At 67.5% G+C, this 25,510-nt stretch carries 22 protein-coding genes; 14 read left to right on the top strand and 8 right to left on the bottom strand.

Annotated features, from left to right (window positions below; translation table 11 throughout):
- Positions 1-100: 100 nt before the first annotated feature.
- Both IEY37_RS19825 and IEY37_RS19820 read right to left on the bottom strand, forming a co-directional pair.
- A complete protein-coding gene (locus tag IEY37_RS19825; protein ID WP_188944660.1) occupies positions 101-616 on the bottom strand; it encodes a ParB family protein in 516 nt (171 codons plus the stop codon).
- The gene (locus tag IEY37_RS19820) at positions 613-1,542 is read right to left on the bottom strand and encodes a ParA family protein (protein ID WP_229674682.1); all 930 of its coding nucleotides are present in this window, start codon (positions 1,540-1,542) and stop codon (positions 613-615) included. The genes IEY37_RS19825 and IEY37_RS19820 overlap by 4 nt, the downstream gene beginning before the upstream one ends.
- Positions 1,543-1,780: 238 nt before the next feature.
- Here IEY37_RS19820 and IEY37_RS22350 point away from each other — a divergent pair, with 238 nt between their 5' ends.
- The 3 genes from IEY37_RS22350 (at position 1,781) to IEY37_RS19805 (ending at position 4,611) form a co-directional block, all read left to right on the top strand.
- A complete protein-coding gene (locus IEY37_RS22350; RefSeq protein ID WP_229674681.1) occupies positions 1,781-2,179 on the top strand; it encodes a hypothetical protein in 399 nt (132 codons plus the stop codon).
- A gap of 155 nt (positions 2,180-2,334) precedes the next feature.
- A complete protein-coding gene (locus IEY37_RS19810) occupies positions 2,335-3,519 on the top strand; it encodes a site-specific integrase (RefSeq protein ID WP_188944658.1) in 1,185 nt (394 codons plus the stop codon).
- Positions 3,520-3,522: 3 nt separating this feature from the next.
- Entirely contained in the window at positions 3,523-4,611 is a 1,089-nt protein-coding gene (locus IEY37_RS19805) for a hypothetical protein (RefSeq protein WP_188944657.1), read from the top strand.
- A 62-nt stretch (positions 4,612-4,673) separates the two neighbouring features.
- Here the strand turns inward: IEY37_RS19805 and IEY37_RS19800 are convergent, their stop codons facing one another.
- Positions 4,674-5,483: an AAA family ATPase gene (locus IEY37_RS19800; RefSeq protein ID WP_188944656.1), complete on the bottom strand. Its 810-nt coding sequence runs from the start codon at positions 5,481-5,483 to the stop codon at positions 4,674-4,676.
- Positions 5,484-5,602: 119 nt separating this feature from the next.
- Positions 5,603-7,129, bottom strand: coding sequence for a TnsB C-terminal domain-containing protein (locus IEY37_RS19795; RefSeq protein WP_188944655.1), 1,527 nt, complete (start codon positions 7,127-7,129; stop codon positions 5,603-5,605).
- A gap of 350 nt (positions 7,130-7,479) precedes the next feature.
- Between IEY37_RS19795 and IEY37_RS19790 the strand changes: the two genes are divergently transcribed.
- Both IEY37_RS19790 and IEY37_RS19785 read left to right on the top strand, forming a co-directional pair.
- Positions 7,480-8,196 carry a hypothetical protein gene (locus IEY37_RS19790; RefSeq protein WP_188944654.1) on the top strand — a complete coding sequence of 239 codons (717 nt, stop codon included), beginning with the start codon at positions 7,480-7,482 and terminating at the stop codon, positions 8,194-8,196.
- A complete protein-coding gene (locus tag IEY37_RS19785) occupies positions 8,190-8,840 on the top strand; it encodes a hypothetical protein (RefSeq protein WP_188944653.1) in 651 nt (216 codons plus the stop codon). Before IEY37_RS19790 ends, IEY37_RS19785 begins: the two co-directional genes overlap by 7 nt.
- 781 nt (positions 8,841-9,621) lie before the next feature.
- On the opposite strand, the gene IEY37_RS19780 is transcribed toward IEY37_RS19785, so the two are convergent.
- Positions 9,622-10,053 (bottom strand): hypothetical protein, encoded by a 432-nt coding sequence (locus IEY37_RS19780; RefSeq protein WP_188944652.1) that lies wholly within the window; start codon positions 10,051-10,053, stop codon positions 9,622-9,624.
- A gap of 382 nt (positions 10,054-10,435) precedes the next feature.
- Here IEY37_RS19780 and IEY37_RS19775 point away from each other — a divergent pair, with 382 nt between their 5' ends.
- The 8 genes from IEY37_RS19775 to IEY37_RS19740 all read left to right on the top strand — a co-directional run bounded on the left by IEY37_RS19775 (position 10,436) and on the right by IEY37_RS19740 (position 18,574).
- Positions 10,436-10,873: a hypothetical protein gene (locus tag IEY37_RS19775; protein ID WP_188944651.1), complete on the top strand. Its 438-nt coding sequence runs from the start codon at positions 10,436-10,438 to the stop codon at positions 10,871-10,873.
- Positions 10,870-12,183, top strand: a complete 1,314-nt coding sequence (locus IEY37_RS19770; protein WP_229674680.1) for a tyrosine-type recombinase/integrase — start codon at positions 10,870-10,872, stop codon at positions 12,181-12,183. Before IEY37_RS19775 ends, IEY37_RS19770 begins: the two co-directional genes overlap by 4 nt.
- A 3-nt stretch (positions 12,184-12,186) precedes the next feature.
- The gene (locus IEY37_RS19765; protein WP_188944650.1) at positions 12,187-13,239 is read left to right on the top strand and encodes a site-specific integrase; all 1,053 of its coding nucleotides are present in this window, start codon (positions 12,187-12,189) and stop codon (positions 13,237-13,239) included.
- Between the two features lie 1,007 nt (positions 13,240-14,246).
- Entirely contained in the window at positions 14,247-14,531 is a 285-nt protein-coding gene (locus tag IEY37_RS19760; protein ID WP_188944649.1) for a hypothetical protein, read from the top strand.
- A 57-nt stretch (positions 14,532-14,588) separates the two neighbouring features.
- On the top strand, positions 14,589-15,161 hold the full coding sequence (locus IEY37_RS19755) for a hypothetical protein (RefSeq protein WP_188944648.1): 573 nt from the start codon (positions 14,589-14,591) through the stop codon (positions 15,159-15,161).
- 67 nt (positions 15,162-15,228) lie between these two features.
- On the top strand, positions 15,229-16,590 hold the full coding sequence (locus IEY37_RS19750) for a DUF5655 domain-containing protein (protein WP_188944647.1): 1,362 nt from the start codon (positions 15,229-15,231) through the stop codon (positions 16,588-16,590).
- A gap of 261 nt (positions 16,591-16,851) precedes the next feature.
- Positions 16,852-17,256 carry a hypothetical protein gene (locus IEY37_RS19745; RefSeq protein ID WP_188944646.1) on the top strand — a complete coding sequence of 135 codons (405 nt, stop codon included), beginning with the start codon at positions 16,852-16,854 and terminating at the stop codon, positions 17,254-17,256.
- A gap of 475 nt (positions 17,257-17,731) precedes the next feature.
- Complete coding sequence (locus IEY37_RS19740; protein ID WP_188944645.1) at positions 17,732-18,574, top strand: DUF7019 family protein; 843 nt, start codon at positions 17,732-17,734, stop codon at positions 18,572-18,574.
- 257 nt (positions 18,575-18,831) lie between these two features.
- On the opposite strand, the gene IEY37_RS19735 is transcribed toward IEY37_RS19740, so the two are convergent.
- Positions 18,832-20,040, bottom strand: a complete 1,209-nt coding sequence (locus IEY37_RS19735) for a hypothetical protein (protein WP_188944644.1) — start codon at positions 20,038-20,040, stop codon at positions 18,832-18,834.
- A 1,187-nt stretch (positions 20,041-21,227) separates the two neighbouring features.
- Positions 21,228-22,190 carry a hypothetical protein gene (locus IEY37_RS19730; protein WP_188944643.1) on the bottom strand — a complete coding sequence of 321 codons (963 nt, stop codon included), beginning with the start codon at positions 22,188-22,190 and terminating at the stop codon, positions 21,228-21,230.
- Positions 22,191-22,390: 200 nt separating this feature from the next.
- Here IEY37_RS19730 and IEY37_RS19725 point away from each other — a divergent pair, with 200 nt between their 5' ends.
- Complete coding sequence (locus IEY37_RS19725) at positions 22,391-22,921, top strand: hypothetical protein (RefSeq protein WP_188944642.1); 531 nt, start codon at positions 22,391-22,393, stop codon at positions 22,919-22,921.
- A gap of 278 nt (positions 22,922-23,199) precedes the next feature.
- Here IEY37_RS19725 and IEY37_RS19720 read toward each other — a convergent pair whose 3' ends face one another.
- Entirely contained in the window at positions 23,200-25,086 is a 1,887-nt protein-coding gene (locus tag IEY37_RS19720; RefSeq protein WP_188944641.1) for a hypothetical protein, read from the bottom strand.
- Positions 25,087-25,510 lie beyond the last annotated feature (424 nt).

Here is a 25,510-nt window from a genome sequence, read left to right as displayed (position 1 = left end):
AGGTGGCTACCGGGCCGGCGCCAACGAGTGAACGGACGCCGGCTCTAGGGGAACTCCCCCGGCCGTTGTCGTTATGTGCAGGTCCTTGCCTGCATGGGAATCATCGGATAAGCCGGCCCCGCTTGAGCATCGCGCCGTCGGCGGCGAACGGGCGGCCCCCGTTGTGAGCCGCTTCACGCCGTTCGACTTCGGCCAGCACGGCTTTCTCCACCATGTGCGACCAGCTGTCGTCCTGCTCGAAGTAGGCAGTGGCCTTGAAGGCGACCGCTGCCCGGTCGCGCACTGATGGGCGCATATAGGTAGTCACCTTGCGGGGAGCGTCGACTTCGTGGTCGGTCTCACTGGCTGGCGGCTGCACGGGCTGCGCCGTCGGCCGCGGCCGTCGTCTCCCCGGTGAGCTGTATACGGGTGCAGGAGTGCGCTCGAGCAACTGGTCGGCGGCCGGCGCCGGTGTTGGGTCCACATCGACGACGGCGTCGTCCTGAACCGGCTGGTCCGCTGCCGTCGCCAGCGGCGCGGGTCGGTTGGCTGCTATGAGGCGGGCGGGATCGGGGTCCGCGCGGCGACGGCTCAGGCCGGCGACCCGGCGATCTGCGGTGTCCGGCGTGCTGGTCATGCCACGGTCTGCCCTTCGGCGTTGGTGATGCGGAAGACGACTTCGTTCGCCAGGGCGTACAGGTCGTCAGCAACCGACGTCGCACTGCGCGGGCCGCCGGCGGTTGCTGTGCCGGGTTCCCGGCGGCGGATCTCCCACCACTTGGGACCCTTGCGTACTTCCTCGTCGAGCTCGTGGACGAGTAGGCCGCGCTCGCGCGTGGCCTGGGCGGTAGCTTCGGAGTGTCGGATGGTGGCCTGGAAGACCCGTTCATCGGTGCCGAGCGTCTCGCTGATCATGTCGCGGGTGGTCTGCTGCACTTTGTGGGCCGAGGTGCCGACCCCCATCAAAACCACGCCAAGAAGGTCCAGATTCGGGTTGACGTCGACGACACTGTCCAGCCGACGGGCTACCTCGATGAGGCCCTTGCGGCTGGAGCGGTCGGTCTTGACCGGCACGATGGCCCACCGTGCCGCTGCGACGGCCGCGGCCTGCAAGGGCTCGTTGCCTGGCGGGCAGTCCACCAGCACCAGGTCGTATTGGTCGGCAATAGGCAGCAGCAGCTTGGCCAACGCCAGCCGGACGCCGTCGTGGTCTTTGCCGGCGCGGGCGATGAGGGCGGCAGCCGCGGAGTCGAGGTGGTGTCCACCAACCAGGACGTCGAGATTGGGCCGCACCTGCCGTACGGGCTCGGTAGGTGGACCGAACATTAGGCCCTTGGAGAGGGCTTCCCCGTCGTCGTTCAGGTCGTCCCGGTCGGTGAAGCCAAGGTCCTCGGCAAGGTTGCCCTGCGGATCCAGGTCGATAAGCAGCACCCGGTAGTCGGACTTGGCCAGTAGTCCTCCCACGTTGGCGACGATGGTCGTCTTGCCAACGCCGCCCTTGCCGTTAATCACTGCGCAGACGCGGTCTAGCGCTTGCCGTTGCCGCTGGTCAATCACTGTCACTGTTGTCTCCTACCTACCGACACACAGCAATGCCGGTGGTGACGGCACTACTGGCATTACCGCTTCCACGCGTAGGCCGCCGACCGCCATGGATAGCTCGGCCAGCGCTCTGGAGCCCCGCTGGCTCCAACGCTGGGATGCACAGCTGTGACAGCCGTGGCGGTTGTGACAGTAGTCCCGTTTGGGCCAGCTTTGCAGGTACTGCCAACGGCGTGTCTCTTTACGGGTCGAGCTGGCCGTGCTGGACATGCTGGACATGCTGGCCGTGCTGGGCATGCTGGCCGTGCTGGCCGTGCTGGGCATGCTGGGCATGCTGGCCGTGCTGGCCATACTGGCCGTGCTGGGCATGCTGGCCATACTGGCCGTGCTGGGCATGCTGGCCATACTGGCCGTGCTGGGCATGCTGGCCGTGCTGGGCATGCTGGTTTGTGATCCGGGCCGGACGAACCAGCAATCCCGGTCTGCCGATCGTGTGAATTGGGTTGGGCAGCGCGCGGGTGGCGCTGGTACGGCAGGTGGTCAGCCGACGGGCAACCAGCCGCTCTTTCGTCACGTGACGCGAGCCGCCGAGCTGGTCCCTGGGGTCTGCCACAGCTCCCCAAACAGCGCCGGTAGACGGACAAACCAGCTGTCATAAGGATCCATTACCACGGTCCATCCCCACCGCGTGTCAACTGACCCGGCTCGAACAAGGGTTGTACGGTCAAGATCTGTCGTCTTGACCGGTGGATGGCCGATCTTGCGCGGTAGTTGGCCGGCTGACCACGGCAGCTGGGGGAGGAGGGGACGCCGATGACGTCGAGCTCCACGGGGCTGCAGCTCGAAGGGAGCGGTCGCGAGTCCCCTCCGCAGCTGTCGGGCGATGCGGCGGCGCGGGTGTGGGAGGCGGTCGATCGGTCGACGGCTTCGGCGACGAAGGCGGCGTACCGGTCGGACTGGGCACGGTTCGAGCGGTGGTGCCACGAGCAAGGTCAGGCGTGGCTGCCGGCGCATCCGTTGACGGTGGCCGCGTACGTGACCGAGGCGGCCGGCCAGCAGCGGCCGCCGGGGCTGGGGGAGTCGGGGTTCGCCGCCCGGTGGCGGTACAGCCCGGCGACGTTGGCGCGGTGGGTGTCCTCCATCAATCAGTTCCACACCGCGGCGGGCCTCGATGCGCCCGGCCGGGCGGAGGTGGTGCGGCGGGCGCTGGCGGGGATCCGCCGAGCTCGTGCGACGCCGCCGGCTCGGCGGGCGCCGCTGCTGCTCGACGACGTCAAGACCCTGCTGGAGACGCTGCGGCCGGCGTTCCATCAGTGGCCGGCCGGGGTGATCGCTCGCCGCGACGCCGCCCTGCTCCTGCTGGGCTTCGCGACCGCGGCCCGCCGCTCCGAGCTTGTCGGGCTGGGGGTGGGGGACGTGGCGGTGCACCGGGTCGACGGGCTGCACATCACCGTCCGCCGCTCAAAGACCGACCAGGAAGCCAAGGGCACCGTGAAGGCGGTCCCGTACGGCAGGGACCCGGCGACGTGCCCGCCGTGCGCGTACACCCGCTGGCGGCAACTCCTCGACACCGCAGCCGGACTCGACCCGGCCGAGCAGCGGCGGCCGGTCATGGCCGCGCTGTTCCAGCAAGCAGGGGATCCCGGCGTCGACGGACACGTGTGCCGCGTCGACCTACCCGCACCGTTGAATCCGGCGGCGCCGCTGTTCCCGACCGTGCACAAGGCCGGGGCCGTCGGAGTGCGGGCGATGTCGGGTCAGGCGGTCAACGAGGTCCTCGTCCGCCGCGCCGCCGCCGCCGGCTACCCCACCGCCCAGATCGCTCGGCTCGGCGGGCACTCGCTGCGGTCCGGGTTCGTCACCGAGGCGTTCCGGCGGGGGGCCGACGCGCACGCGATCATGCGGCAGACCGGGCACCGCAATCCCGCGATCTTGGAGACCTATGCCCGCGAGCACGCACCCCTGGTCGGCAACGCGGTCACGAGGTTGGGGCTGTAAGCCGTGAACGGTCCGACCCATCGGGACGCTGCCGCCGATCGACGCGCCGACGCCGACGTCGGTGTCGCCGCTGGCGCAGCCCAGCGCGTTGACCGGTATGCGGGGGAGTGGGCGCTGTTCGTCGACTGGTGCGCCGCCACCGGCCGGGTGTCGCTGCCGGCAACCGCGGAGACGGTGCACGCGTTCCTTCTCGGCTGCCCGGCCGCGCCGGCGACGATGACGCGGCGGCTGACGGCCATCGACCGCCACCACCGCGACCGCGGTGTGGCGGTGCCGCCGCGCAGCGACCAAGTCCGGGATCTGGCGCGGGGACGAGCCGCCCGGCCGGTGCGGCAGGCGCTGGAGCCGGCGGCGGTCGACACAGCGTTGCGGAGGCTGCCGATAGACGGGTGGACGGGCGGCTGGTTCGGCCGGCGGGACCGAGCGCTGCTCGTGCTGGCCGCGGCTGGCATCCCGTACCGGCAGCTCGCCCGGCTCCACGTCGCGGATGTGAGCGTCGATGGCGACGGGTGCGTTGTGGCCACACCGTCGGTCTCCCACGTGATGCCAGTTGGCGATGATCCGGCCACGTGTGGGCCGTGCGCGCTCGTGCGGTGGTTGCGTGTCCTGGACCTGGACGCCACCCGCAGCACCCGAGTTCTGATCGCGGCGCTGCAGCGCCGGCCCGCGGTCGATGCAGCGTCGGTGCATGTCTGCAGTCAGACCTTGGCGGTGGACCCGAGGACGGCGCAGCTGCCGTTGCTGCCGCCGATCGATCAGCACGGTTGGACCCCGCTGGACCGCCCCGCGCCGCTGTCCCGGCAGTCCCTGTCACAGCTAGCCCGGACAGCCGCCGCCGGCCAAGTCACAGCCCACAAGGCGGTAGCAGCGCTCATCCAGGATCCCTCACCGGCCGAACCCACCACCACGGCTGCCGCAGCCGTGCCGCCGTTGACCTACGACGCGCACAGGTGGCGCCGCGGCGTGGATCAACGCATCGCCGCCCGTAGTGCGCTGGCTGATCTCGGTGACACGCTGCAGCACATCGACGCCCGCATCGCCGAGCTCGAGACCCGCACCAAAGCCCTGCTGGCCGACCAGGACGCGCGCTAACTGGCCAAGCTGCCGGCCATCGAGCCGCCGACGGCCATTCGTGTGAAACACCCGGCGGGCTGTTATGCGCCGACGATGAGGGCGCCGCGGGCCGTGTCGATGACCTCGGTCGTGATGGTGTGGACGTCGTTGATGTCCAGGACGCGGCGGATCTGGCCGAAGAGTCGTTCGATGAGCCGGAAGTTGCCCCCGGTGATCCGCCGGACTGCGGCCACGGCGGCGAGGTCGTCGGGGCGGTCGGGGTCTAGATGCTTGTCCAGGCTCGCCCAGTAGGCGTCCAGGACGGCGACGAGGTCCTGGTCGGCTAACGGCCGGTACTCGTGGGCGAAGCCGATGCGGCTGTAGAGCTGGGGGTAGCGGGCCAGGCGCCGTTCCAGACCGGGCATGCCGATGAAGATGACGGCAGTGCCGGTGCGGTCGTAGTGGTCGCGCAGTTGCTCCAGGCCTGTGGTGCGCAGCCGGTCGGCTTCGTCGACGATCAGCAGCTCGGTGTACTCCGGCCGGCGCACCGGGTAGAGGTCGCTGTCGGCGATGTCGAGGTCGATGTCGGCGGCGTCGCGGGTGTGCACAGCCCAGGACAGCTGGTCGCACAGGTGGTGGACATCGTCCTGCAGGCTCCGCGGCGTGGTGGTCAGGTACGGCGTCCACAGCACGGTGCGGGCCTGGTCGATCGCCTCGGGCAGGCAGTGGTCCTTGCCGGAGCGGTGCTGGATCCACTGGTCCCAGTCGTCGGCGGCGGCGTAGCTACGCGCCGACACGGTCTTGCCCACGCCGGGCGGGCCGTAACAGACGCCGATGTACCCGGCCGTGCGGACGGTATCGGCGAACTCGATGAACCGTCGGTGCTCCCTGGTGATCAGTGGACCGGTCATCGACCCTGCACCTGCCGCGGCCGCCGGGACCTGGGCCGATGCTGACGCATCGACATCGCTGACGGCGTCGCCGGCGGCGGCGGGTACACGGTGGTTCATCGCCAATCCCCGGTCGAGACTCAGTTCTCGCGGTAGAGGCGTAGCGGCGGCCGGCGCGGCCTGGGCAGCGCTGGCAGGGGCGGGTCGGCAGCCGTGCTGCGGGGGGTGCTTGGGGTGTCGGTGGGGACCGGTTCGCGGACCGGGTGGGTGAGGGCGTCGACGAGGCTGCGCCGATCGGCAAGTTGCCGGCGCAGCTGGTGGCGGCGGCGGGCGCGGGCGCGTTGCAAATCCTTGAGGGTGATGGTGGCCGCGGCCAGTTCCGGCGCGACGGCCCGGCACAGGAACCGGCCGCGGTGGTACAGGCGGACCTCGGCCAGATCTCGCGGGTCGTACCGGACGGTGACCTGCTCGCCCACGAAGGCAGCCAACGTCAGGTCGACATACCGCAACCCATGCACATGCACGCCGTCGCGATGCACGATGCGCGGCTTCGCCACGGTCAGCAGCAGCAAGTCCAGCTGCTCGAGCGAGGCCGGCATCCGCGGCAACCACCCATCGGCCAGCCAGCGGCGCACAGGCGCCTGATGGGTCTGCGAGTGCGGCCGCTGGTGGTAGTCGTGAACCACGAACCGGCCGACAGCAGAGTCCAGGGCCGGCAGCGTCAACGTGGGTGCGGTGACCGGCCGGCCGTGGCTGCCGTGCGGGATTGACCCGGGCAGCGTGGGCAGCAGCTCGGTGGTGACGGTGCCGAAGAATCGTTCCACCTTGCCGCGGCCGCGCGGCACCCCAGGAGTGGAGTGCACTAACTGGATCCCGGTGTCCACGCACACCTGGGCGATGTGGCCGGAGGTGAAGTCCGAACCGTTGTCGCAGTACAACACCTCGGGCAGCCCGCACACCGGCCAGTCCGGATCCGACTTGCGCCAGATCGCCTGCCGCAGGGCCAGCGCCGTCTGCGCTGCAGTCGGCGCCCCGACGAACACGGTGTAGCCGGCCACCGCCCGGGAGTGATCGTCCAACACCACGGTCAGCCACGGCCGGACCGGCTTACCCTCCGGGTCCAGGACCAGCACGTCCAGCTCGGTGTGGTCGACCTGCCATAACTGATTCGGGCGGTCCGACTCGCGGCGCAACACCAGCTCGTAGCGGTCGCGGTAAGCGGCGGCGCCGCGATGCGCCAACGTCATCAACGCCGGGTGCAGATTCCGGACGATTCTGTAGACGGTTGCATAGCTCGGTCGCGGCCAACCCCGGGCTGCGGCGATGGCAACTACTTGCCGGTGAACGTGGGCGATCGTCGGGGCGGGCCGGCCCAGTGCTAAACCCTCGATCAGGCCGACCAATGGGGCTGGGAGGTGGCTGCGCCCTGCGTCGATGCGCGTGGGTCGCATCAAGGCCGCATCGCCGCCGTGTTGGTACGCCGCCCACCACCGTCGCACCGTCCGTTCCGGCACCCCCGCCTCGACGGCTGCCTGCGGGACGGTAGCTCGCCCGGTTAGGAGCGGTCCCAGCACTTGCAGGCGGCGATCGACAACACAGTCCGCCTCGCTGGTCGTCGCGACCAGGGGCATCCGATCTGCGACAGCACGCTTGGGCCGCGCCTGCATGGACTCAACGTCCTCGCTGGTCCGCCCCTCGTCAACCGCCGGGCCAAGCCAACTCACCGACTGGTGGCGGACGGCCATCGAGTTGCGCGCTTGGCCGACGTGCTGGGTGCGACCTACGCAACTGGCCACGCGCCATTCACTGAGGATCGCAACTTGATCAAGAGGTTCACAGCCGGCCCAACAGACATTTACGGTTGGTTTGGCCAGCGACGACTCATCTGGCCACCGCGCCTTGTCACAGGCCGTTCCCAGGTCTACCGTTCCCGCACAGTTACTCAAGGGGGAGGAGCTGCCTGATGAGACTCGGTCGGCGCTCGCGGATCGGTTTGCGACTAGCGATCGTTGTCGCTGTGCAGCTGGGCACGTTGCTTGTGTTGAACCCTACGACGGCGTTCGCGGCAGGCTGCACCACGGAGTCGACCAAGTTCGTATATGAGGATGTAGGCAATCCGGGGGCGAGCAACAATAACCGGTACTACGGCATACGCGGCACCACCCGGTCATACAACCATCAACCTATCTGCAGCAACACCGGCGTTGCGCAGACCTTCTTCGTCCGGCTCTCCCCGGACTATTCGTCCTGGGTGGAAACCGGCGTCACCCAGTACGCGACAGACAGCACAGCCAATTCTCATGCGTGGGCTGAATGGAGATACCTACCGTCGCAGAGCGCCCTCAAGACCTACGATCCTCAAGCCGGAATCCTGACCACGAACACCGACTACTCGCTGCGGTTGGAAAACGGCGCCGGTACCACGTGGGAGATCTACATCGCGCACGCCTCAAGCCCGGAGGCTGTCACGAACTGGAACCACCTGGATACGACCGGCAGCATGGGCGTCTTCTCCGGCCCAGTGGAGAGCGAGCTGTCCCGGTACGGCACAGGGAACGCCTCAGACCACCCGACACACCTAGAAGAGCAGCGACTGTTCGCCGGTGCCTACTACGGCTGGCAGCACCTGGGATGCGACTACGCGCAACGCTCGATCATGGACTGGACAGCGGTGAAAGTCTCGCAAAGCGAGTGGTTCATGAATGCCGGCACACCGGGGAGCGGACAATGCTGACCAACCGCCTGACGGTGACCCTTGCGCTGTGTGCCTGCCTGGCGACCGCCGGGTGCGCACGCCCAACCGCGACCGCTACCAGCGCCACCGCTCTGACCAACGTCTTAGCCACCCAGAGCGACCCACCAACTTCACCCCCGTCCACCACCACCGCATCACCGGACGAGCAGGACACTGATGCTGTCGGCGTCAACTGGGACGCGCCGCTGCCCGGCGGGCTGATGGTCGCGCAAGGGACCGATGCCGCGGCCGCCGGCCAATTGACTTTCAAGCCCCTCGCGCCTCGCTTCGCCGAGCCCATCGGCATTCAGGTCTCCGACCCTTCCAACACCGCTCCCGGTGATCGTGCCGTCGCCTACCTGTACCGCTTCCCCGACGGAGGAACCGACTTCCCTTACGACGGCCGCGTCCGCGTCCTGGAGTACCACAGTCAAGTCACCGAAGCACAACTCGAAGAAGTGGCCGCGAACCCGCCCGGCCCGCCCGAAAACTTCAAGGTCATCCAAGTTGCTGGCCACTCCGCGCTGCTAGTTCAGGCAAACGGCATCGGACGCGTGCAGTACGTGCAAGACGGCGTCATGATCGACGTATTCGGTCCCGCGATACCCGTGGCCGAGGTCGAGGAACTTGCCGCGAACGTCTAAGCGGCTGCACTTGCTAGTGCTGCCAGCCGTCATCATCGGCCCAATCGCCGCGGCAGCAGCCTGCACTAACGATCACACATCGACGCCGGCCACAGCAAATTCGTCGGCTAGTGAGGTCGGATCCCAATGCCGGTCGTCGGGAACCGCCGGACGTCTTATCGCCGCCTACCCGACCACCGTCGGTACGGTGAGCACCTGGCGCGCTGGCCCGTCTGAACCAGCACGAACTCTGTGGAGCAAGGTGCCTACCGGCCAACCGGCCGTCTGGTGCTGGTATCAGCAAGACGATCACCCCGACCCAACCGTGACCGTAGTCGCCGTCACCGCAGGCGCCCCGCCAGTCGCATTCGTGACCGGAACACTCAAGTCAGTCCCGGTCAACCCTGACGGCCCATTCATCCCCTAGAACGAACGCGCCGCGGCACCGCACCACCAGGCCATTGCAAGTCCCTCGATGTCCGCGAGCCGAGAACCTGCCAACCCGCCGGTCCCCTGCCCGAACGTATGGCGTCCAACCCCACAACGGGCTTGCCGCTGCTCCCTCGGGCCCTGCACCCGACGCCCTTCCCGCCGCCGGTATGACCTGTCCCGCCTCATCGACTTGCACTTCGCGGACCTGCGACGCCCGGCCAGAAATCATGAAAAGTCACAGGTCAAGATCTTGTGGCCGCCGCTGGTTGGCCGGCCGCGGGTACGGCGAGCAGCGCCGACGGGCGGTGGGGGAGGGGAGCGGGTGGCCAATCGAGCAGCGCTTGCAGCGATAGTTGGCGTGGTCGAACGCTCAGCCGGTGTTGAGGCGCACGCTCTGTGGGGGCACGAGTCGTCGCTCCAGGAGTTGGACAGTCCAGATCGGCAGCACGCTTACCACGAACGACAACGGCGGCTGCCGCGCGAACCAGGCTGCCACGAGCACGAGGATCCACAGGAGGATGCCCAGGCCGACCAGAGAGTTCATGACTCGCCTGCGAGGCAGTTCCATCCGCCAACGCCGGCCGATGTCGAGGTTCAGCGCGATGATCGACGCGACCGCGGGGATCGTGGCCAGCGGTATCAGCAGGATGAGCACGGCTAGCAGCGGGATCGGCAGGATGGCCATGTCCGACGAATGGAAGACGGTGCACAGTCCGAGGGGGACCAGCAGCATGATGACCGCTCCTGGGCGGGTGCGGGCGGTCAGCCACCACGGACGGCGCTGCGGGCGCGGCTGGCTCACGGATGCACGGTAAGCGCCCTGACAGACCTCGCGGCGTGACCGCAGTGTCGATCACTCCGACGAGTTTGGAACAACCGGAGCCGGCCGTCGGAGCGTTGCAACGTTCCGACGCTGCAACGCCCTCGCCTGGCGATCAGTTGGTGCGCTTGGCGGGAGAGGGGCGGGTCGACCCCGACGGCGCTGCTGCGGTTGCCGAGCAGCTGGACCCGGCACAGCAGCTGCCGCGTGACGCTGTCGCGCGGGTGTGGGCGGCGGTGGAGGCGTCGACGGCGCCAGCGACGAAGGCGGGCAGAGCAGCGGTGGGGAAGGGCAGGGCGGTGGCCGAACGTGCAGCACTATCTGGCGCAGGCGGTCGCCGCTGCGTGCTGTCGGTGGTGTCGTCGTGAGCTCGCCGCGGACGTCGCTTCGGTTGTGGACCTGGGCCGGGTTCGCCATCGGCGTACTGGGCGCGAGCAGCGCGCTGCTGCTGCCATCCGGGCCGCGGCGCTGGTTGGATTTCGTCCTCGGGCTGGTGGCCGCCGCGCTGTGGCTGGTCGTCAGCGGCTTGGTGCTGCGCAGCACGAGGCCAGGTCCGCAGCCGGGCCTGCGTCCGTTTGCCGCCGCTGCGTTGGCCGTGGTCGTGGTCGTCTGCGGGTTGGTGCTTGCATCGGCGATCCGCCGCGCCACGGACCCCGCTCTAGCCACGTTGGGCCTACGGGGCAGCGCCATGCTGGCCGCCGTGTCGGCTGGTCTGCTTCTCGTGTGGACGGTTCGACGGCGATCCCGTCGTCCTGTCGCCGGCGACGGGGCCGACGATCGCAGTGGATCGGCGGACCGGTGAGCACCGCCCGACAGCTCGACGCGGCGGACGGGCCGCGGCCCGTCATCGTCCACGACGCCGTGGCGGTGCAACGTTCCGCCGCTACAACGCCTGCGCCGCCGCTGGAGAAGCCGGCGCGGTGGGCGGGGGAGCGGCAGGTCGACCTCGACGCCGAGGTCGCCGAGCAGATCGACCCGGCGCAGCAGCTGGACGCGGAGGCGCTCGCCCGGGTGTGGGCGGCGGTGGAGGCGTCGACGGCGCCGGCCACGAAGGCGGCGTACCGGTCGGACTGGGCGCGGTTCGAACGGTGGTGCCACGAGCAGGGGCAGGCCAGCCTGCCGGCGCATCCGTTGACGGTGGCCGCCTATGTGACGGAGGCGGCGGGGGAGCAGCGGCCGGCGGGGATGGGGGAGTCGGGGTTCGGGACGCGGTGGCGGTACAGCGCGGCCACGTTGGCCCGTTGGGTGTCGTCGATCAACCAGTTCCACACCGCCGCCGGCCTCGACGCACCCGGCCGGGCCGAGGTGGTGCGGCGGGCGCTGGCCGGGATCCGCCGCGCCCGGGCGACCCCGCCGGCACGGCGGGCGCCGCTGCTACTCGACGACATCCGGTCCCTGCTGAGGACACTGCGGCCGGCGTTCCACACCTGGCCGGCCGGGGTGATCGCCCGCCGCGACGCCGCACTGCTGTTGCTCGGGTTCGCGACCGCGGCCCGCCGCTCTGAACTCGTCAGCCTCAGGCTGGGCGATGTAGTGGTGCATCGGGTGGACGGGCTGCACATCACCGTCCGCAAGTCGAAGACCGACCAGGAAGCCCGTGGCACGGTGAAGGCCGTCCCCTATGGGAGGGACCCCCAGACTTGCCCGCCTTGCGCCTACACCCGCTGGCGGCAACTCCTCGACACCGCTGCCGGCCTGCCGCCGGCCGAGCAGCGGCGGCCGGTCATGGCCGCCCTGTTCCAGCAAGCCGGCGATCCCGGCGTCGACGGCCATGTCTGCCGCGTCGACGTACCGCAGCCCACCGACCCGCAGGCGCCGCTGTTCCCGACCGTCCACAAGACCGGCGCCATCAGCAGCCGCGCCATGTCCGGGCAGGCCGTAAACGAGGTCCTCGCCCGCCGCGCCGCCGACGCCGGCTACACCCCCGCCCAGATCGCTCGGCTCGGCGGCCACTCGCTGCGCTCGGGGTTCGTCACCGAAGCGTTCCGGCAGGGCGCCGACGCGCACGCCATCATGCGGCAGACCGGCCACCGCAACCCCACCATCCTGGAGACCTACGCCCGCGAACACGCACCCCTCGTAGGCAACGCGGTCACGAGGTTGGGGCTGTAGGTCATGACGACCGAACCCGACGACACCGAGCAGCAGCCGGCCGCGGCCGCCGCTCGGTACACAGCCGAGTGGCAACTGTTCCTCGACTGGTGCGCCACAATCGGCCGGACACCGCTACCCGCAGACCTGGACACGGTGCACGCATTCCTGGTCGCCTGCCCCGCCCAACCGGCCACCCAACGGCGGCGGCTGACCGCGATCGACCATCACCACCGCGCCGCCGGCCACCCGCCGCCCGCCCGGGGCGGCGCACTCCGCGACTTGGTCCGCGGCCGCCCCGCCCGGCCGGCGCGCCGGCCGCTCGACCCGGCCGCCGTCGACACTGCGCTACGCCGGCTCCCGGCCAGCGGCTGGACCCGCGGCTGGTTCGGCCGCCGCGACCGCGCCCTTCTCGTCCTGGCCGCCGCAGACATCCCCTACCGCCACCTTGCCCAACTCACCGCCGCCGACATCACCATCAACCGCGGTGCCGCCACCATCACCACCCCCGCCGGAGACGTCCAACTAGCTGCGACCGACCAGGCGTGGGCGTGCCCGGCCTGCGCGGTCACCGCCTGGATGGACCTGCTCTACCTCGAAGCCACCCGCGGCACCCGACAGGTCGCGCACGTACTGCACTACGCCGACCCGCTGCACGCCGGCATCCCCCACAACTGCTACAGCCCCCGCCCACCCGACTGGACCGGAGACGCAATCCCGCTGCTCCCCCCGATCGACCAACACGGCTGGACACCCCTGGACCGACCCACCGGCCTATCCCGCCAGTCCATCTCCCACCTCGCCCGACAAGCCGCCGCCGGCACCCACCAGCCGCACCGCGACATCCCGCCACCGGCCAGCGGCCAGCAACCCATCGAGTTCACCGACGAAGTCCTGGCGCCCACGCTGACCTACGACATCCAGCAGTGGCAACACGGCATCCACCAACGCCACGCCGCCCGCGAACAGCTCGCCAACATCGGCGACGCCCTGGACGACATGGACACCCGGATCGCCGAACTCGAGGCTCGCACCAAGCAGCTGCTGGAACAGGGAGGACGGGTACAGCACACCTGACGTGCCTCGAACTGGCTACCGCGAGTGGCAGTCCAAGCAGGCGCCGCGTTCGTGCTTGCCGGCCCGGCCTGCCTTGTCACTGTGAGGAGCGGCGGCTGTCACCAAGGTCCGTGGTCGACGCAGTCTGCGCATCTCCGGGTCGCCACCCGATCCGGCCTGTCGCCACCGGTCGCCGGTAGCTGCTCCCCGTTGCCCAACCGGATCCAGGCGCCGGGCGTCTCCAACTCGCCCCAGCGGCTCATATCCGGGTCGTCCCCCTTGTGCCGGCAGCCATCGAAGTGCGCCAAACCCTGAGGAGATATCAGCACACGAGCGGTACCCGCCCGAGCGGCCTGTTGAGCTGTGCGCCCGTGCTCACACTGCGTTCGGGGCAGGTCACACAACTCGCAGCGGACTTCAGCGGTCACGGCTTTGAATCCTGCCACCGGAGCGTGCGAACCGGTCTGTCACCACGAAAGCGGACCTGCAGAGCCTCGACGTGTCGACCGCGCGGCCCCCGCCGTGACGACATCTGCCAGTGCCAGCTGACACCGCTCCACTGGGGTCGCCGCGAGCAGCTACTAGAGCGGCACTTGGTGTCGTGCAGCGTCGCAGGTCGGCTACGCCCGCGACCGTCTGCCCAATATTTTGCTCGACGGCGCCGGTCAAAAATTTTGGGCGCCTGTCACGGCAACTAAGGGGGCTCGCGTAATAGGGCCTCGCCGCGACTTGCAAACGTGCGGGCCCTTATCGTGGCGGTGTCTGCTACAAATAGACTTGCCCTTATGTACTGGCGCTCAGCCGTTACCGACCAGCACTAACTCCCGAACCCCATTAATTAAGTGCTGGAAGATCGTCTATACACCGTCTGAGCTGGGATGATGCTAGATGGCCGGGACGGTCGTTCGCCGTGTAAATTCGACGGGTCGACGCCCTTGACGCCTCGGGAGCTGCAGCTCTAGGGTCTTTCCAACGGCACCCGTTCGGGAGCCGCGAAACCAACACGACATTCCTCCAGGAGGATCGCCATGCCCGTTCACGAAAGCGCACAGCCGGTCTACTCGAAGCATGCCGTCGGCCGTATGCGCGACCTGCGCATCCCACGGGCCGAGGTCGAGTCGGTGCTGCAGCGTCCGTTGATGACCCTGCCCGGCGGGTTCGGCCACGAGTCAGGCCGGACCGTGTTCGTCGGAGCGGTGATCCGAGTCGTGGTCGGCGACGACGACGGGGTGGTCATCACGGTGGGACTGCGCACCAGCACGCCGTACGTGCACGGCGTCCACCACCGCTACAACCTGCCGACCGCGGCCTGACGCCGACGCGGCCAGCCCACCACCCCTACCGCACCACCCAACCCAAGAAGAGGACTGATGATGATGGACGAGTTCTGGCTTGCTGACGTGATCTCGGTGATCGACGAGCGGAGCGTGCCGGCGCTGCCGGCGCCGAACGTCCGCGGGCGGACGGTGACCGGCGCCGGCCAGGTGCACCGCACCGTGTGGGCCCGGCGGTGGGGTCGCCTGGTGGCGTACCCGGCGTGCCGGGTCGAGCACCTGTCACTCGAGCCGGGGAAGTGGACCGACGACGAGGTGACTTGCAAGCACTGCCAGGCCCGGCAAGCCAGCGGGCAACTCGCCCGGCCACCGGCGCCGGGCACCCTACTGGCGTTGGCCGCAGGTGTACGGGTGTGGGCTCACGTCGTGGATCTGGTGGCACCGCTCGCGAAGGAGGTGCTCACGGTGATGGTGTTCGACGACGACACCGCCGAGGACCGCGCCCTCATCGACCGGCTGGCCACTGTCTACCGCGAGCTTCGTCTCCTGCCGGCGCAGTGCCACACCCCGGCGGACGGGGCGGCTGCCCGTGACCTGGCCGACGAACTGAAAGACGCGCTGTTCGGCATCATGATCGACCGCGGACCCGGGTGGGCCAGCGCCGCTTGACCGCACGTGTTCCGCCTCGGCGCCGGAAATGGCCCGTGCCGCAGCTCCGGGCTGAGAGGGTGCTGGGGTGGCGGGGGAGATGGTATTCACAGTGTCCGGGCCGGTGGCGACGGCGGCGCAGCCGATCGGTCTGGCCGAGGCCGGGCTCCGGGAGCGTCAGCACCTGCAGGAGTGGGTGATCGCGCACCCGCAGGTGATCGGCGAGGACGTCAAGATCGTCACCGCCGAGTTCGGACGGTGGACCGACGCCTCCGGAGGGTTGGAGCGGGACCGTCTGGACCTGCTCGGTCTGGACAGCACCGGCCAGCTCGTCGTCGTCGAGCTCAAACGGGACCGGGCCCCGGACACGGTCGACATGCAGGCCCTCAAGTACGCGGCGCTGGTCTCCCGGTTCACCCGCGATCACCTGGCCCAAGCGCACGCACAGTTCCTGACCGCACGCCGCGGCGAACCCGTCGACCCGGACACCGCCCTGGCCGAGCTCGAGCAGTGGGCCAGCATCACCGACGAAGGCCTGCAGCAGCCCCGACTGGTCCTGATGGCCTCCCAGTTCCCCAAGACCGTCACCGCCACAGTGGTCTTCCTCAACCAGGTCGGCCTCGACGTGCGGCTGCTGGCGTTCCAGGCCTACCGCACCACCAACGACGTCCTGGTCACAGTCTCCCAGCACTACCCGCCACCCGAAGTCCAAGACTTCGTGCTCTCACCAGAACTGACCCAGGCCCGGCAAGAGCGCGGCGAACGGCAAACCAAGCAGCGAGACGTCAGCGCCGTTACCCGCCTGTTGGAGGCGGACCTGCTCGAACCGGGCGAGCGGCTCGAGTTCAAGCCGCCCAGCGCCGTGCTACAAGCCACCGTCGAACCCTGGATACAAGCCCAACCCAACCGCCGCTACGCCATCTGGCAGGCCGACCCCACCAAACCCCTGGTGTGGGAAGCCGACGGCCAGTCCTACTCACCGACCGGACTGACCCGGCACATCCTCGGCGACGCAGCCGACCGCACATCCCAAGTACAAGGCCCGGCCTACTGGATCAACAGCGACGGACACACCCTCGTCGAACTCGCCCGCTCCGTCCCCGCCGGCCAAGACGTCCCGGCCCAACTCCACCTCGACAAGCTCAACCCAACCTTGCGGACGGTCTTCGACGCTGTCGACGCCGCCATCACCAACCTCGGCACCGACGTCACACGCCGCTCCCGCATCAAAGGTTTCAAGTACTACGCCCAACGCAAACTCGTCGACCTTCAAATCCACAACGACCACCTCAGCGTCTACATCCGGGGCCTTGACGCACACGCCCCCGGCCTGCCAGCGATCATCGTCGGCGGAACACACCTCTACAGCCACGCCCAAGTACGACCACTGGCCGATCTAACCTCACTCAAACCGCTACTAAAGCAGGCTTACCGCCGTGCCAGCGCCTAACACCGGCTAACGAGCTGCTAGCAACCGACTGCCACATTGACGCGCGAGAGGAACAGCCACTAATGCAGCCAAGGCAACCACCACGGCGAGACAGGTACTCCACCGGTGCAGCGGCACCGTCCGCGACGCCTACCTCAGCGGGCACTTCGCCAGTGCCACTCAACCGCGAAGTGGCATCAGCCCCTATACCGCAGTAGCCTGAACACGACGAATGCGCCGCCACCACTGGACGGTCGCCCCACACGCCACTACAGTGCCCCGATGGCCATATTTCGCAAACAAGCGCCCCAAACTCCGCCCCTCCAAATACCCGATCAATTGGCGACAAGAGCACACACTCTCTATACGCAGCACAAGTTCGGCGGCGCCCTAGAACTTTATGCAGAAGCAATAGACAAGATCCACACCATGTGCGTTGTTGCGAAGCCCGAAAGTCGCATCCGGACGCCTTCAGAGTCGGATGCCGCCATCATTGACGGCTTTGTGGACGCTTTGGGTGCAGCGTTGGCCACAAATCAATCAGCGGATGCCGTCTCAATTGCCAGTCGCACTCAGGGATATCTAACACAGATAGGGCAGGAGGCGGCGCGTCAAGGGATCAACGCTACTGTTTACATAGCCGGGTGCGAAAGTATCCGTACGGCACTCGCAGTGGGTGGCGCGTGACTTTGCCGTCTTCCGGAGGAGTTAAGTGGCACTAACCCGATGCCACGAGCGGCGTGGTTGCGCACAGCGGCCCGGTCGGGGGTGATGCAACGACCCGGAGGCGATGGCTCCGGGCAGAGGTCGAGCAGCAGCTTGGTGTACCCAGCCCACGCATGACGGGTTGGCGCTGAACGCGGTGGCCCGACAGGCCCTTGTGCCGCTGCGCACCGCGAGGCACGTGGCCGGCTGCTGCCTACGTGCGGGCAGCCTGCTAACGGATTGGGCGCGCTGACCGTCAAGACCGCGCAATACCGGGTAGCTACGCTTTGCCGCTCGGCGTGTGCGCAGCTCCCTTGCCACTCAGCGCCGGGCCGCTACTCCGAATCCGAGTGTACGACGTAGGCCAGCATCGCCACACTTTGATCCTGGTACAGCGGGGCAACTCCCTGGTAAAACTGCGTCCATGAGCCCGCGGCGGACACGGCGTCGTCCAGTCATGAGGAACTTTCTCTACATTTCGGAGGAGAAGATCGAAAACCTGCATGCTCAGCTAATCGCTCAAAGAAGGCCCTCGCTGAGGGACCGGCTTGCCCCTACCGTTGGCGTTAACACGGGAGTTTTCAGCTTAGGCGTAACCGCCAGACAGATAGATCTCAACCTTTATCACAAGCTCGAACGCGTGTGCCACGAGCTTCAAGTCGATGGCAAGATTCATGACATATCGATTGAACCGGCTGAAGGATATATCCGCGGGACCTGTATAGTCGCCTGGGGATTTTGGCCGCGCCGACTCCATAACTATGCCGAAGTAGCATTCTTTATCGGTTACCCTGATTCCCGCACGATTCTAGGACTTGGCGGTTCGGCTTACCACACGACCGAAAGGCAGGGTGACCGCGGATCAAAATTTGCCAACTCGAGTCAGGGAGCGCTCATGACCTTCTTAAAGGAGCGATCGGAGCCACATGGTGACAGCGCTTCGAATGGCGCGCCCGCCTGGTCCGTCGACATTGGCGAGGCGGACTTTTTCAACCAAGACTTGACGCGCCTGGCTGAGATTGAGTTCGTTGCAAAGGTGCTCGAGTATGAGCCAAGCGATTATACAGGTTATCGATGCATTCTTGCGTCGCCGATTTACATCGCTGAAACAGAGCGTCCCGTTTCCCCGCTCATGAAGATGTCCTTCAACCATCAGCGTGCGTCGTACGCTCGAGCGCACGCTCTTCAGTCGGGCTTCGGGACATTTCGTCATTCGCTTATGCGGAGCCGGTATCAACCATCACTATTGGCGCCGCCATCCGATAAGGTCTGGTTGCCGCCCGAACCAACCGACAAGTAGTTCTCTTGAAAGAGCATCACCAAGCGGACGAACCCGTGTCGGGCGACTGAGCTTGACATCGCCTCATCAGGTCGCCGGTAACGTGGACACCGCCCTGGTCCTGCGGGGCCCCGGCTCCGACGTCCCCACGAGCTCTGGCCGCCACTTTAGCCGACACGCGCCCGTTCCTCCCAGTCACTTCGCTCCCGCAGCACACCCCGACTCCCTGCAGCTAAGCCGCCGCCGTTCCCAGCTCCGAAAACTCGGGTTGCTGACGCCTAACGGGCTCTTCTGAGGGCGGCTAGAAGCTCGTCGTGCGCCGTGACAAGATGCGTCCATACTGGTCCCTTATTGTGCAACTTACCGACCCAGCCTAACTTGTCGTTCCGGCGTAGCAGTGCGTCTACAATCAGCCATGGATCTCGCTTCACCTCAGCTACCAACGGCGAATCATCGTTCTGCAATTCGTACGCCGATTGAGCACCTGGCCCCCGAACAGCCCGGATATCAATCGGTGGCGGGACGGGCAACAGTCCTGTCCGCGACACGAGCATCAAGCCTAGTGCCTGTTGGCGTAGCCGAGGATAGTCGCGAGCAGTCACAAGCGGATGCTGCATCAAGTGCAGGTAGCCGTCGACCAGCGCCAACCACAAGTCGGCCCCCGTCGTCACGTGGCGTATCCCGCCCTGGGTAACGGACCAATCAACATGGGTGATTTGCGCCCGCCAAGCGCGTTCGGTAAACAAGTTGGTCCGTAGACATGCGAGCACGCCGGTGAACGCGCGTAGTTCCAGCAATCGAGTGTTTATCTCCCATAGAGGCACAGCCAGGCGACGCTGCTCGTCCCATCTGTTCGCGGGTAGATTGCTGCCTAGTTGCTCGAACAGTGCAACGGCCGCCGACGCCCAGAGCTGAGCCCTCGCTGCTACTCGGATGATGGGTTCCGGTTGTCTGTCAGGCCACCTTGCGGTGAGGTACTCCTCTAAGCGCGTAACGTAGAATCCTGCGTGCGCGAGATAATCCTGTTGTGCAAGGTCCCAGCCTAGGTCGCCTACGGTACTGAGGATTGCGGGGTCGTTTTGCCAGCGCGCCACAGCTCGCTCGCCGGCATCGCGGGAAGCGCTCAACCAGCTCCGCGGACCTTTTCTGAGGGCTACGGCTAATGCGCGGTCCTTGTCGTCCTGAAGCGATTGGAGGGTGAAGTATTCACGTTTACTTAGGGAGGATCGGTCGACGCGCTCTAACGGACGGAAGTCGGAGAGTTGGCCGAAGAGGGTACTCATTTCAGCCTGTCCATATGTCGTGGCCGCATCCCAAAGCAGTCCTTGACGCTGCACCGCAAGCTCGATTGCCTCGTCCGGGCCGAAGCGCTCGTCCGTTGCAAGTGCATCAGCCTCAGCGAGCCAACTCTTGATGACGTACTGCCGTACCGATGGCTGGGTTCGCGACACCTGCGTGCTGTCCCGAAGACGGGCGAGACGTTCCAAGATGTCACCGCTAGGTCCTCGCGCATCGGGCGTTCGCGCAACTTCGTTACCCAATTGTCGAGCCCCGTCCCGACTCACTACAATAAGCCTTGGGGGCTGCCGGTGGCGTCGATGTCCCATTTGCTCGTCAGTGAGGCCGCTGGTCGCCTCCGTGAGTGCCTTGTTCAGAAACTCGACCCGGTCCCTACCCGCCACGAGCGACCAGAACGTTCGACTAAGTACTGCTGCGGCAATGTCCACCCACGAGTGTCCGACATCATCTAGCGGATCCCCGATATCCACGGTGGCCGGGATGAGCGGGCCCGTGCTTCCCCATTCGGGCAGAATGTACCGAATCAGGCCACCAGCAGAAGCAGCAGCGGCCGGCGACTGAGGATTGGTCAAAAAGTACTCTAGTGCGCGTTCCCCGGCTACTTGCCGGAGCAAGAGCCACGTCAGCTTTGGATCTAGTCCTCTGTTCGTCGCAGTCGTCGATGCAACAATTTTGTTTGAAGCGTCAAGCTGTTGCAGGACACCTTTTGCCGTTGCTGCCAACGGGGGATCGTATTGAATTTGACGATGCCGCGGCTGACCCTGAATTAGCTGCCTGAGCATCATTGCTCGCAGGTCCTGCGGCGGCCACTCAAAACGCAGACGACCTCGGCTAACTCGGGTAGTGTCATTCAAACGCCATGTTGTCCAAGACACAGGCGGGCGGAGCGGAAGGGCCACTGTGGGGCCGCCGTCCGCCCTGATCCATTGTTCCGCAGCGCCAGTCATCCTGGGGGCATACCGCGAAACGTGGCCGCTTAGAGTATCGCTCTTCAAATCCGACTCATACTCCAGCTGATCCCATTGGTGGGGAAAGGCGTTGGTTCCGTAATATTTGGCACATGCTCTAACGACGCGAATGATTGTGGTTGGTTTGTCGCCAACGTGCGGCTCGCCGCCGTAGTGACGTACGTGGAGAACGTCCGTCAAGAACGCATGTAATCTAAGCTCAGCGGTTGGCCTCCAAGTGGCGTGCAATCCGCGTCCGGGCTCAGCGACGACCGAAGCAAGCGGGCCGAGGGCGGCTACAGAGTCCGGGACCACATCTTTGCCCAACACGTGGTCACGGTGCATATTCAGTGCGGCGCGGATATGTTCGCCGGTGACCGTCAATGTCTCCATGTAATTCCCTAGTATGACCGTCGCGCCGGCATGGGTTACCTCAGGACCGCCAGGCTGCTAGTAATCATCGAGCGCAGCTCTTGCAAGTACCAGCTCGGTCCGAAGGATCGCCGGCTGTTAGCTCCCGACTCTGTGCCGTACAGCTCAATGGATAGCTCGCACGGCCGACCGAGAACACGGATGGCGTCCAGCCATTGATATCGATAGATCCTGGATGTGACCAGGAGTATGTGCGCTCCGGAGCCAGGGGAAAGCTCGGCAACTGCCGTGTGGTACGTATCCGCGGTATTTGCAGCACGCTTCTGGGGCTCACTCGAAGCAGAGGCGAACGCATGAACGTTCAGGCCGTGCATCCCTTCAGCCGAAGCCCGAAAGGACGCCCGGCGTGGATCGCTCACCAAATTCCCGGTAAGCTGTTCTGCCCAGTCGGCAGTGTGTAGCCATCGGTCGGACGCTGCCTGGAGCGTGACGACCTCTGTTAACGCTTCAAATGACTCGTCGGACAACGTAGCCAGTTCTTCGTCTTGCAGCTGTCGGAAGGAACCAAGAAGCGCAACACCGTCGACTCTGGTGCCGGCCGTTATGAGGGCGGACAGAGCCTGGACGCGGGACAGGCAGCCCGTAGCTAGACCACCAAGTACGAATGCCCAGTCGTAGCTTCGGCGTTGTAACGGGGGTTGCACCACTAGGCCAAGTTCCTGCGCGGCCTTCAGGACAAGATCGGCAAGCTCAGCACCCTCGACGGCCTCCACGATGTGAAGCCGGCTCGCACCCTGGCGCCGATCCCACACGACGCTGAACTCGTGCAGCGCTTCCAGTCGGTGTACGACGCCGCCTTTGCTCGGCCACGTCCCACCGAATCGCTCGACCAGTAGTCGCAGCGCGGGCCGCTCCAGCCACTCCTCGACGATCCGCGTGGCTGAGTCGCCCGGCTCAAAGACTAGGGGGTCATGTCCGACGTTGGGTTGGGCGCCGGACTCGTCCTCGGGGATGCTCACGCTGCACAGCTTGAGCTACCGACATGCGAGACACCAGCTGGCCCCGCAGACTCGGCAAATCTCTCGCACCGCGGGCCTCTTCCTGCTTCTACCCGTCAAGGTGTGGTCCCCGGTCACACGCCTTGATTGGTTGAGCCTGCCGGTCAGCGCAAGACCGACGGCACGGCCCACCTGGGGCACCTACCTGGAAGGAGCGACCGATGTCGGTCGTCAAAGAAGTGGATCGGCCCGGGCTCGGCACTCGAGTGCTGATGACCGGGACCGGCGTGTTGGTAAGCAGCGCGCTTGTGTGCGGCTTGGGCCAAGTGGCAACGTCGACCGAGGCGGTCGGACAGCCCACTGTGGCCCACGAGGTCAGCACCACGACCTCCACCGGGATCGAAGACTTCGTGATCAACCCGGTGATCCGTCAAGGCGCTGTCAGAGACGCGGAGAACAAGGTCGCCGCGCCGGCGGCGGTGATGCAGTCCGGCCTGGCAGATCGACGTCGGGCGGCAACGATCCTGCCGGCGTCATTCTGGGGGCGCACCTGGGACTACACCCAGTGCATCGTGGGGGCCGGAGTTCCGCTCGGCGTGGCCATCTACTTCGCTGCTGAGATCGGAACCCGGATCGCGTTCAACGCGCTGCTCAACATCAACCGATCGATCATCCCGGGCGTGTCAGGCCCGATGATGCGCTGGTACGCACAACAGGTCTGGAACGCCTGCAGCCGGTTCATCAACTCCTGATCCCTGGTCGGTGGTGCCGCCTGCGGAGTTATCGCGGCGGCACCACCGGACGGTGAGGATGCACTCCACACGGGTGACAGGCAGCCGCCGGGAGGTTCGAGGCCCCGGCACCCACGTCATGCTGCAGTGCGGTGTCAACACACCAGAGAACAACTTCGTCGACTATCCAAGACGGTTGGACCAACCCGAACGCTTCCGTCCCGGCCGAGTCACGGTGGGCTTACTCGTGGCGGGCGGTAAGACCGCCGACGATACGCCTGGACCGGTGTCCGATCTGTTCAGCTGGCCTGGCGGTGTAGTTCGTTACGCAGGTGGGCCAGGGCGGCGGCATAGTCGGCGCGGCCGCGGTGCACGGGGTGCGGGCCGTGGCGCCGACGCGGCGCCGGCAGCTCCGGAAGAGGTAATGCCGCTTGGTCGGCGCCGGGGGTGCGGCGGCGGCGGGCGGGGGACAGGCGCCGCCAGGCCAGCTCGTCCAGCCACCACGCCCACGCGGTGCGTTCGGTCTCGTGCCGCACCGTCCGCGCCGCCAGCACTCCCGCGGCGCCGATCGCAGTAGCGGCAGCATCGCGTTGGTCCCGGCCCGGTCGCAGCCAGTGCCCGGCCGGGTCGGTGCGGGCGAGCCGGTGGCGGTGTAGCCGTTCGAGGTAGGCCAGGGTGCGGGGCAGGGTGTAGCCGAGCCGGTCGGCCAGGATCCTGGGGCTCTCTTCTGCGGTGGTGAGGGCTTGGTAGGTGCGGGCGCAGTGATGCGCCAACCCGTGGTTGGCGGTGAACACGTCGTGGGCAACAGCGGTGGTGCGGTGCCGTAGGTGGGAACGCCAGGCGTTGCGAGCAGCAGGGACATCGAGGGGGAGGTGGCGGTCGGGGCGCGTGTCCGCTTGTGACCGACCTGAGGTCACTTCTGGTGTGGACAACGTGGGCGGGCTGGTGTGGATGGTCCAGTGGGCGGCGTGGACTCCCTCGGCGGGGCGGACCTGGACGATCCAGCCGTCGGCGGCAAGGCGCAGCAAAGCGATCCGGGCGGTGTCCCGGCCCAGGCCGGTCAGCTGGGATAGCCGGCGGATGTCGGCCTCCACGCCGTCGGGGCGGACGGCGTCCAGCTGCAGCAGGCACAGCACGTCCAGCACCCGCCGATCGGCCGGCCCGCCCCCGGTGGCCCAGCGGCCGGGGGAGGCGTCCGCGCGGCGCTGCACCCCGGCGACCGCATCGGTGACAGCGGTACAGCGCGGCAACCACGTCGGGTCGGCGCCGGCCGTGTCGGTCGGGTCGGTCGGGTGCGCGGCGATCCAGGCGACCGCCCGGCGCCAGTTCCGGTCCAGCACCTCCCGCTGAACCCGCTGATCGCGTGCGACGCGCAGGGGGCCGTGCCGGCGAGTCCGGACATGCTCCAACCCCGCCGCCGCCGCAACGTGGACGTCCAGGTCGGCGCGGCGCCAACGAGCCCGGGCGGCCCCGCACAGCACCGTGAACAACACCCGGCTGGCATCCGCCTCGGCCGGCAACGGACTCGTCAGGGCCGCTTGCGCGGCTGGCGGCAGCGGCCGCCGGTCACCGAGCAAGTGTGGATGGCCGTGCTCGTCCCGGCCGACCGGCATCGCCCCATCGGTCGTGGCGGTGGACCGGGGTGGTGGGTCGCCGACCAGGCCGGCAAGTGTCAGTACGGCGTGGACGCCGGCGGTCGGGGACAGCAGCGCCGACACGTCGCCGGCCAAGATTTCGCTGCGCCCACCGAGGCGGTGCGGAGCCCCTGGGGGGCGCAGCGCACCGGTGGCCGGGTTCAGCAGGGCGCTGACGTCCAAGCTGGGCAGCAGCTGCCGCAGTCCGCGGGCCAGCCGGGCCACCACCGGCGCTGGCACCGGCTCGCCCACCGCGGCCCACACATGCCGGCCGCCGCCCGGCCCGGACCGGCACACCACATGCGGCACACCGGCCCGGCCCAGCAGCTGGCGCAACCTGGCCAGATCCGACTCCACCGGGCCGGCCTTGGCGTCCAGATCGAACCCCAACAGCCGGAACCGGCCACGGGCATCGGTCAGATACACCGCCCACGGCACCACCGGCTCCGCGCCCGACACCGGCGCGGTGGACGGATAGCGGTTCTCCACCCGGCCTTGCGCGTCGACCGACGCCACCCGCACAGATCGGCGCGGCGACAACGCAGCCGTCAACGCCCACCCTGTGGGCGGGGGGACGGCGTGTGCGCGGCGGCCGCGGCGGGCCGCCGGACCGCTCACCGGACGGTGAAGCGGCGGCTACTCGCAGATGTCGGCGGGGACGATGCAACGGCATCAAGACACGCCAAGATGGCGGCCCGAGACCGGTACCCCCGCGCGGGGGTCGGCATGTAGACTTCTCCTCGTAGTTCGACGGAGCCCCGCACCCGTTCAGCGGCCAAACTGATCTTCAGGGTGTGGGGCTTCGTGCTGTCCAGGCCACGGTTGCGGCCCGGTTACTGCCTTACGCGGTCTTGAGCGGGAGCTCGTCCTGCCCTTCGTGCTGGGTTCGAGGCGTGAGCCAGAGCGGGCAGCCTTGGGCGTCGACCTCGTCTCGCCGGATCAGCTCTTCGAGGTAGAGACCGAGGGAGACCCCGGC

Origin of the sequence: Nakamurella endophytica, from assembly GCF_014646215.1 — a bacterium.
GTDB classification, from domain to species: domain Bacteria; phylum Actinomycetota; class Actinomycetes; order Mycobacteriales; family Nakamurellaceae; genus Nakamurella; species Nakamurella endophytica.
Note: the sequence above shows the minus strand (reverse complement) of the source record. Positions and strands in the feature narration are given on the sequence as shown.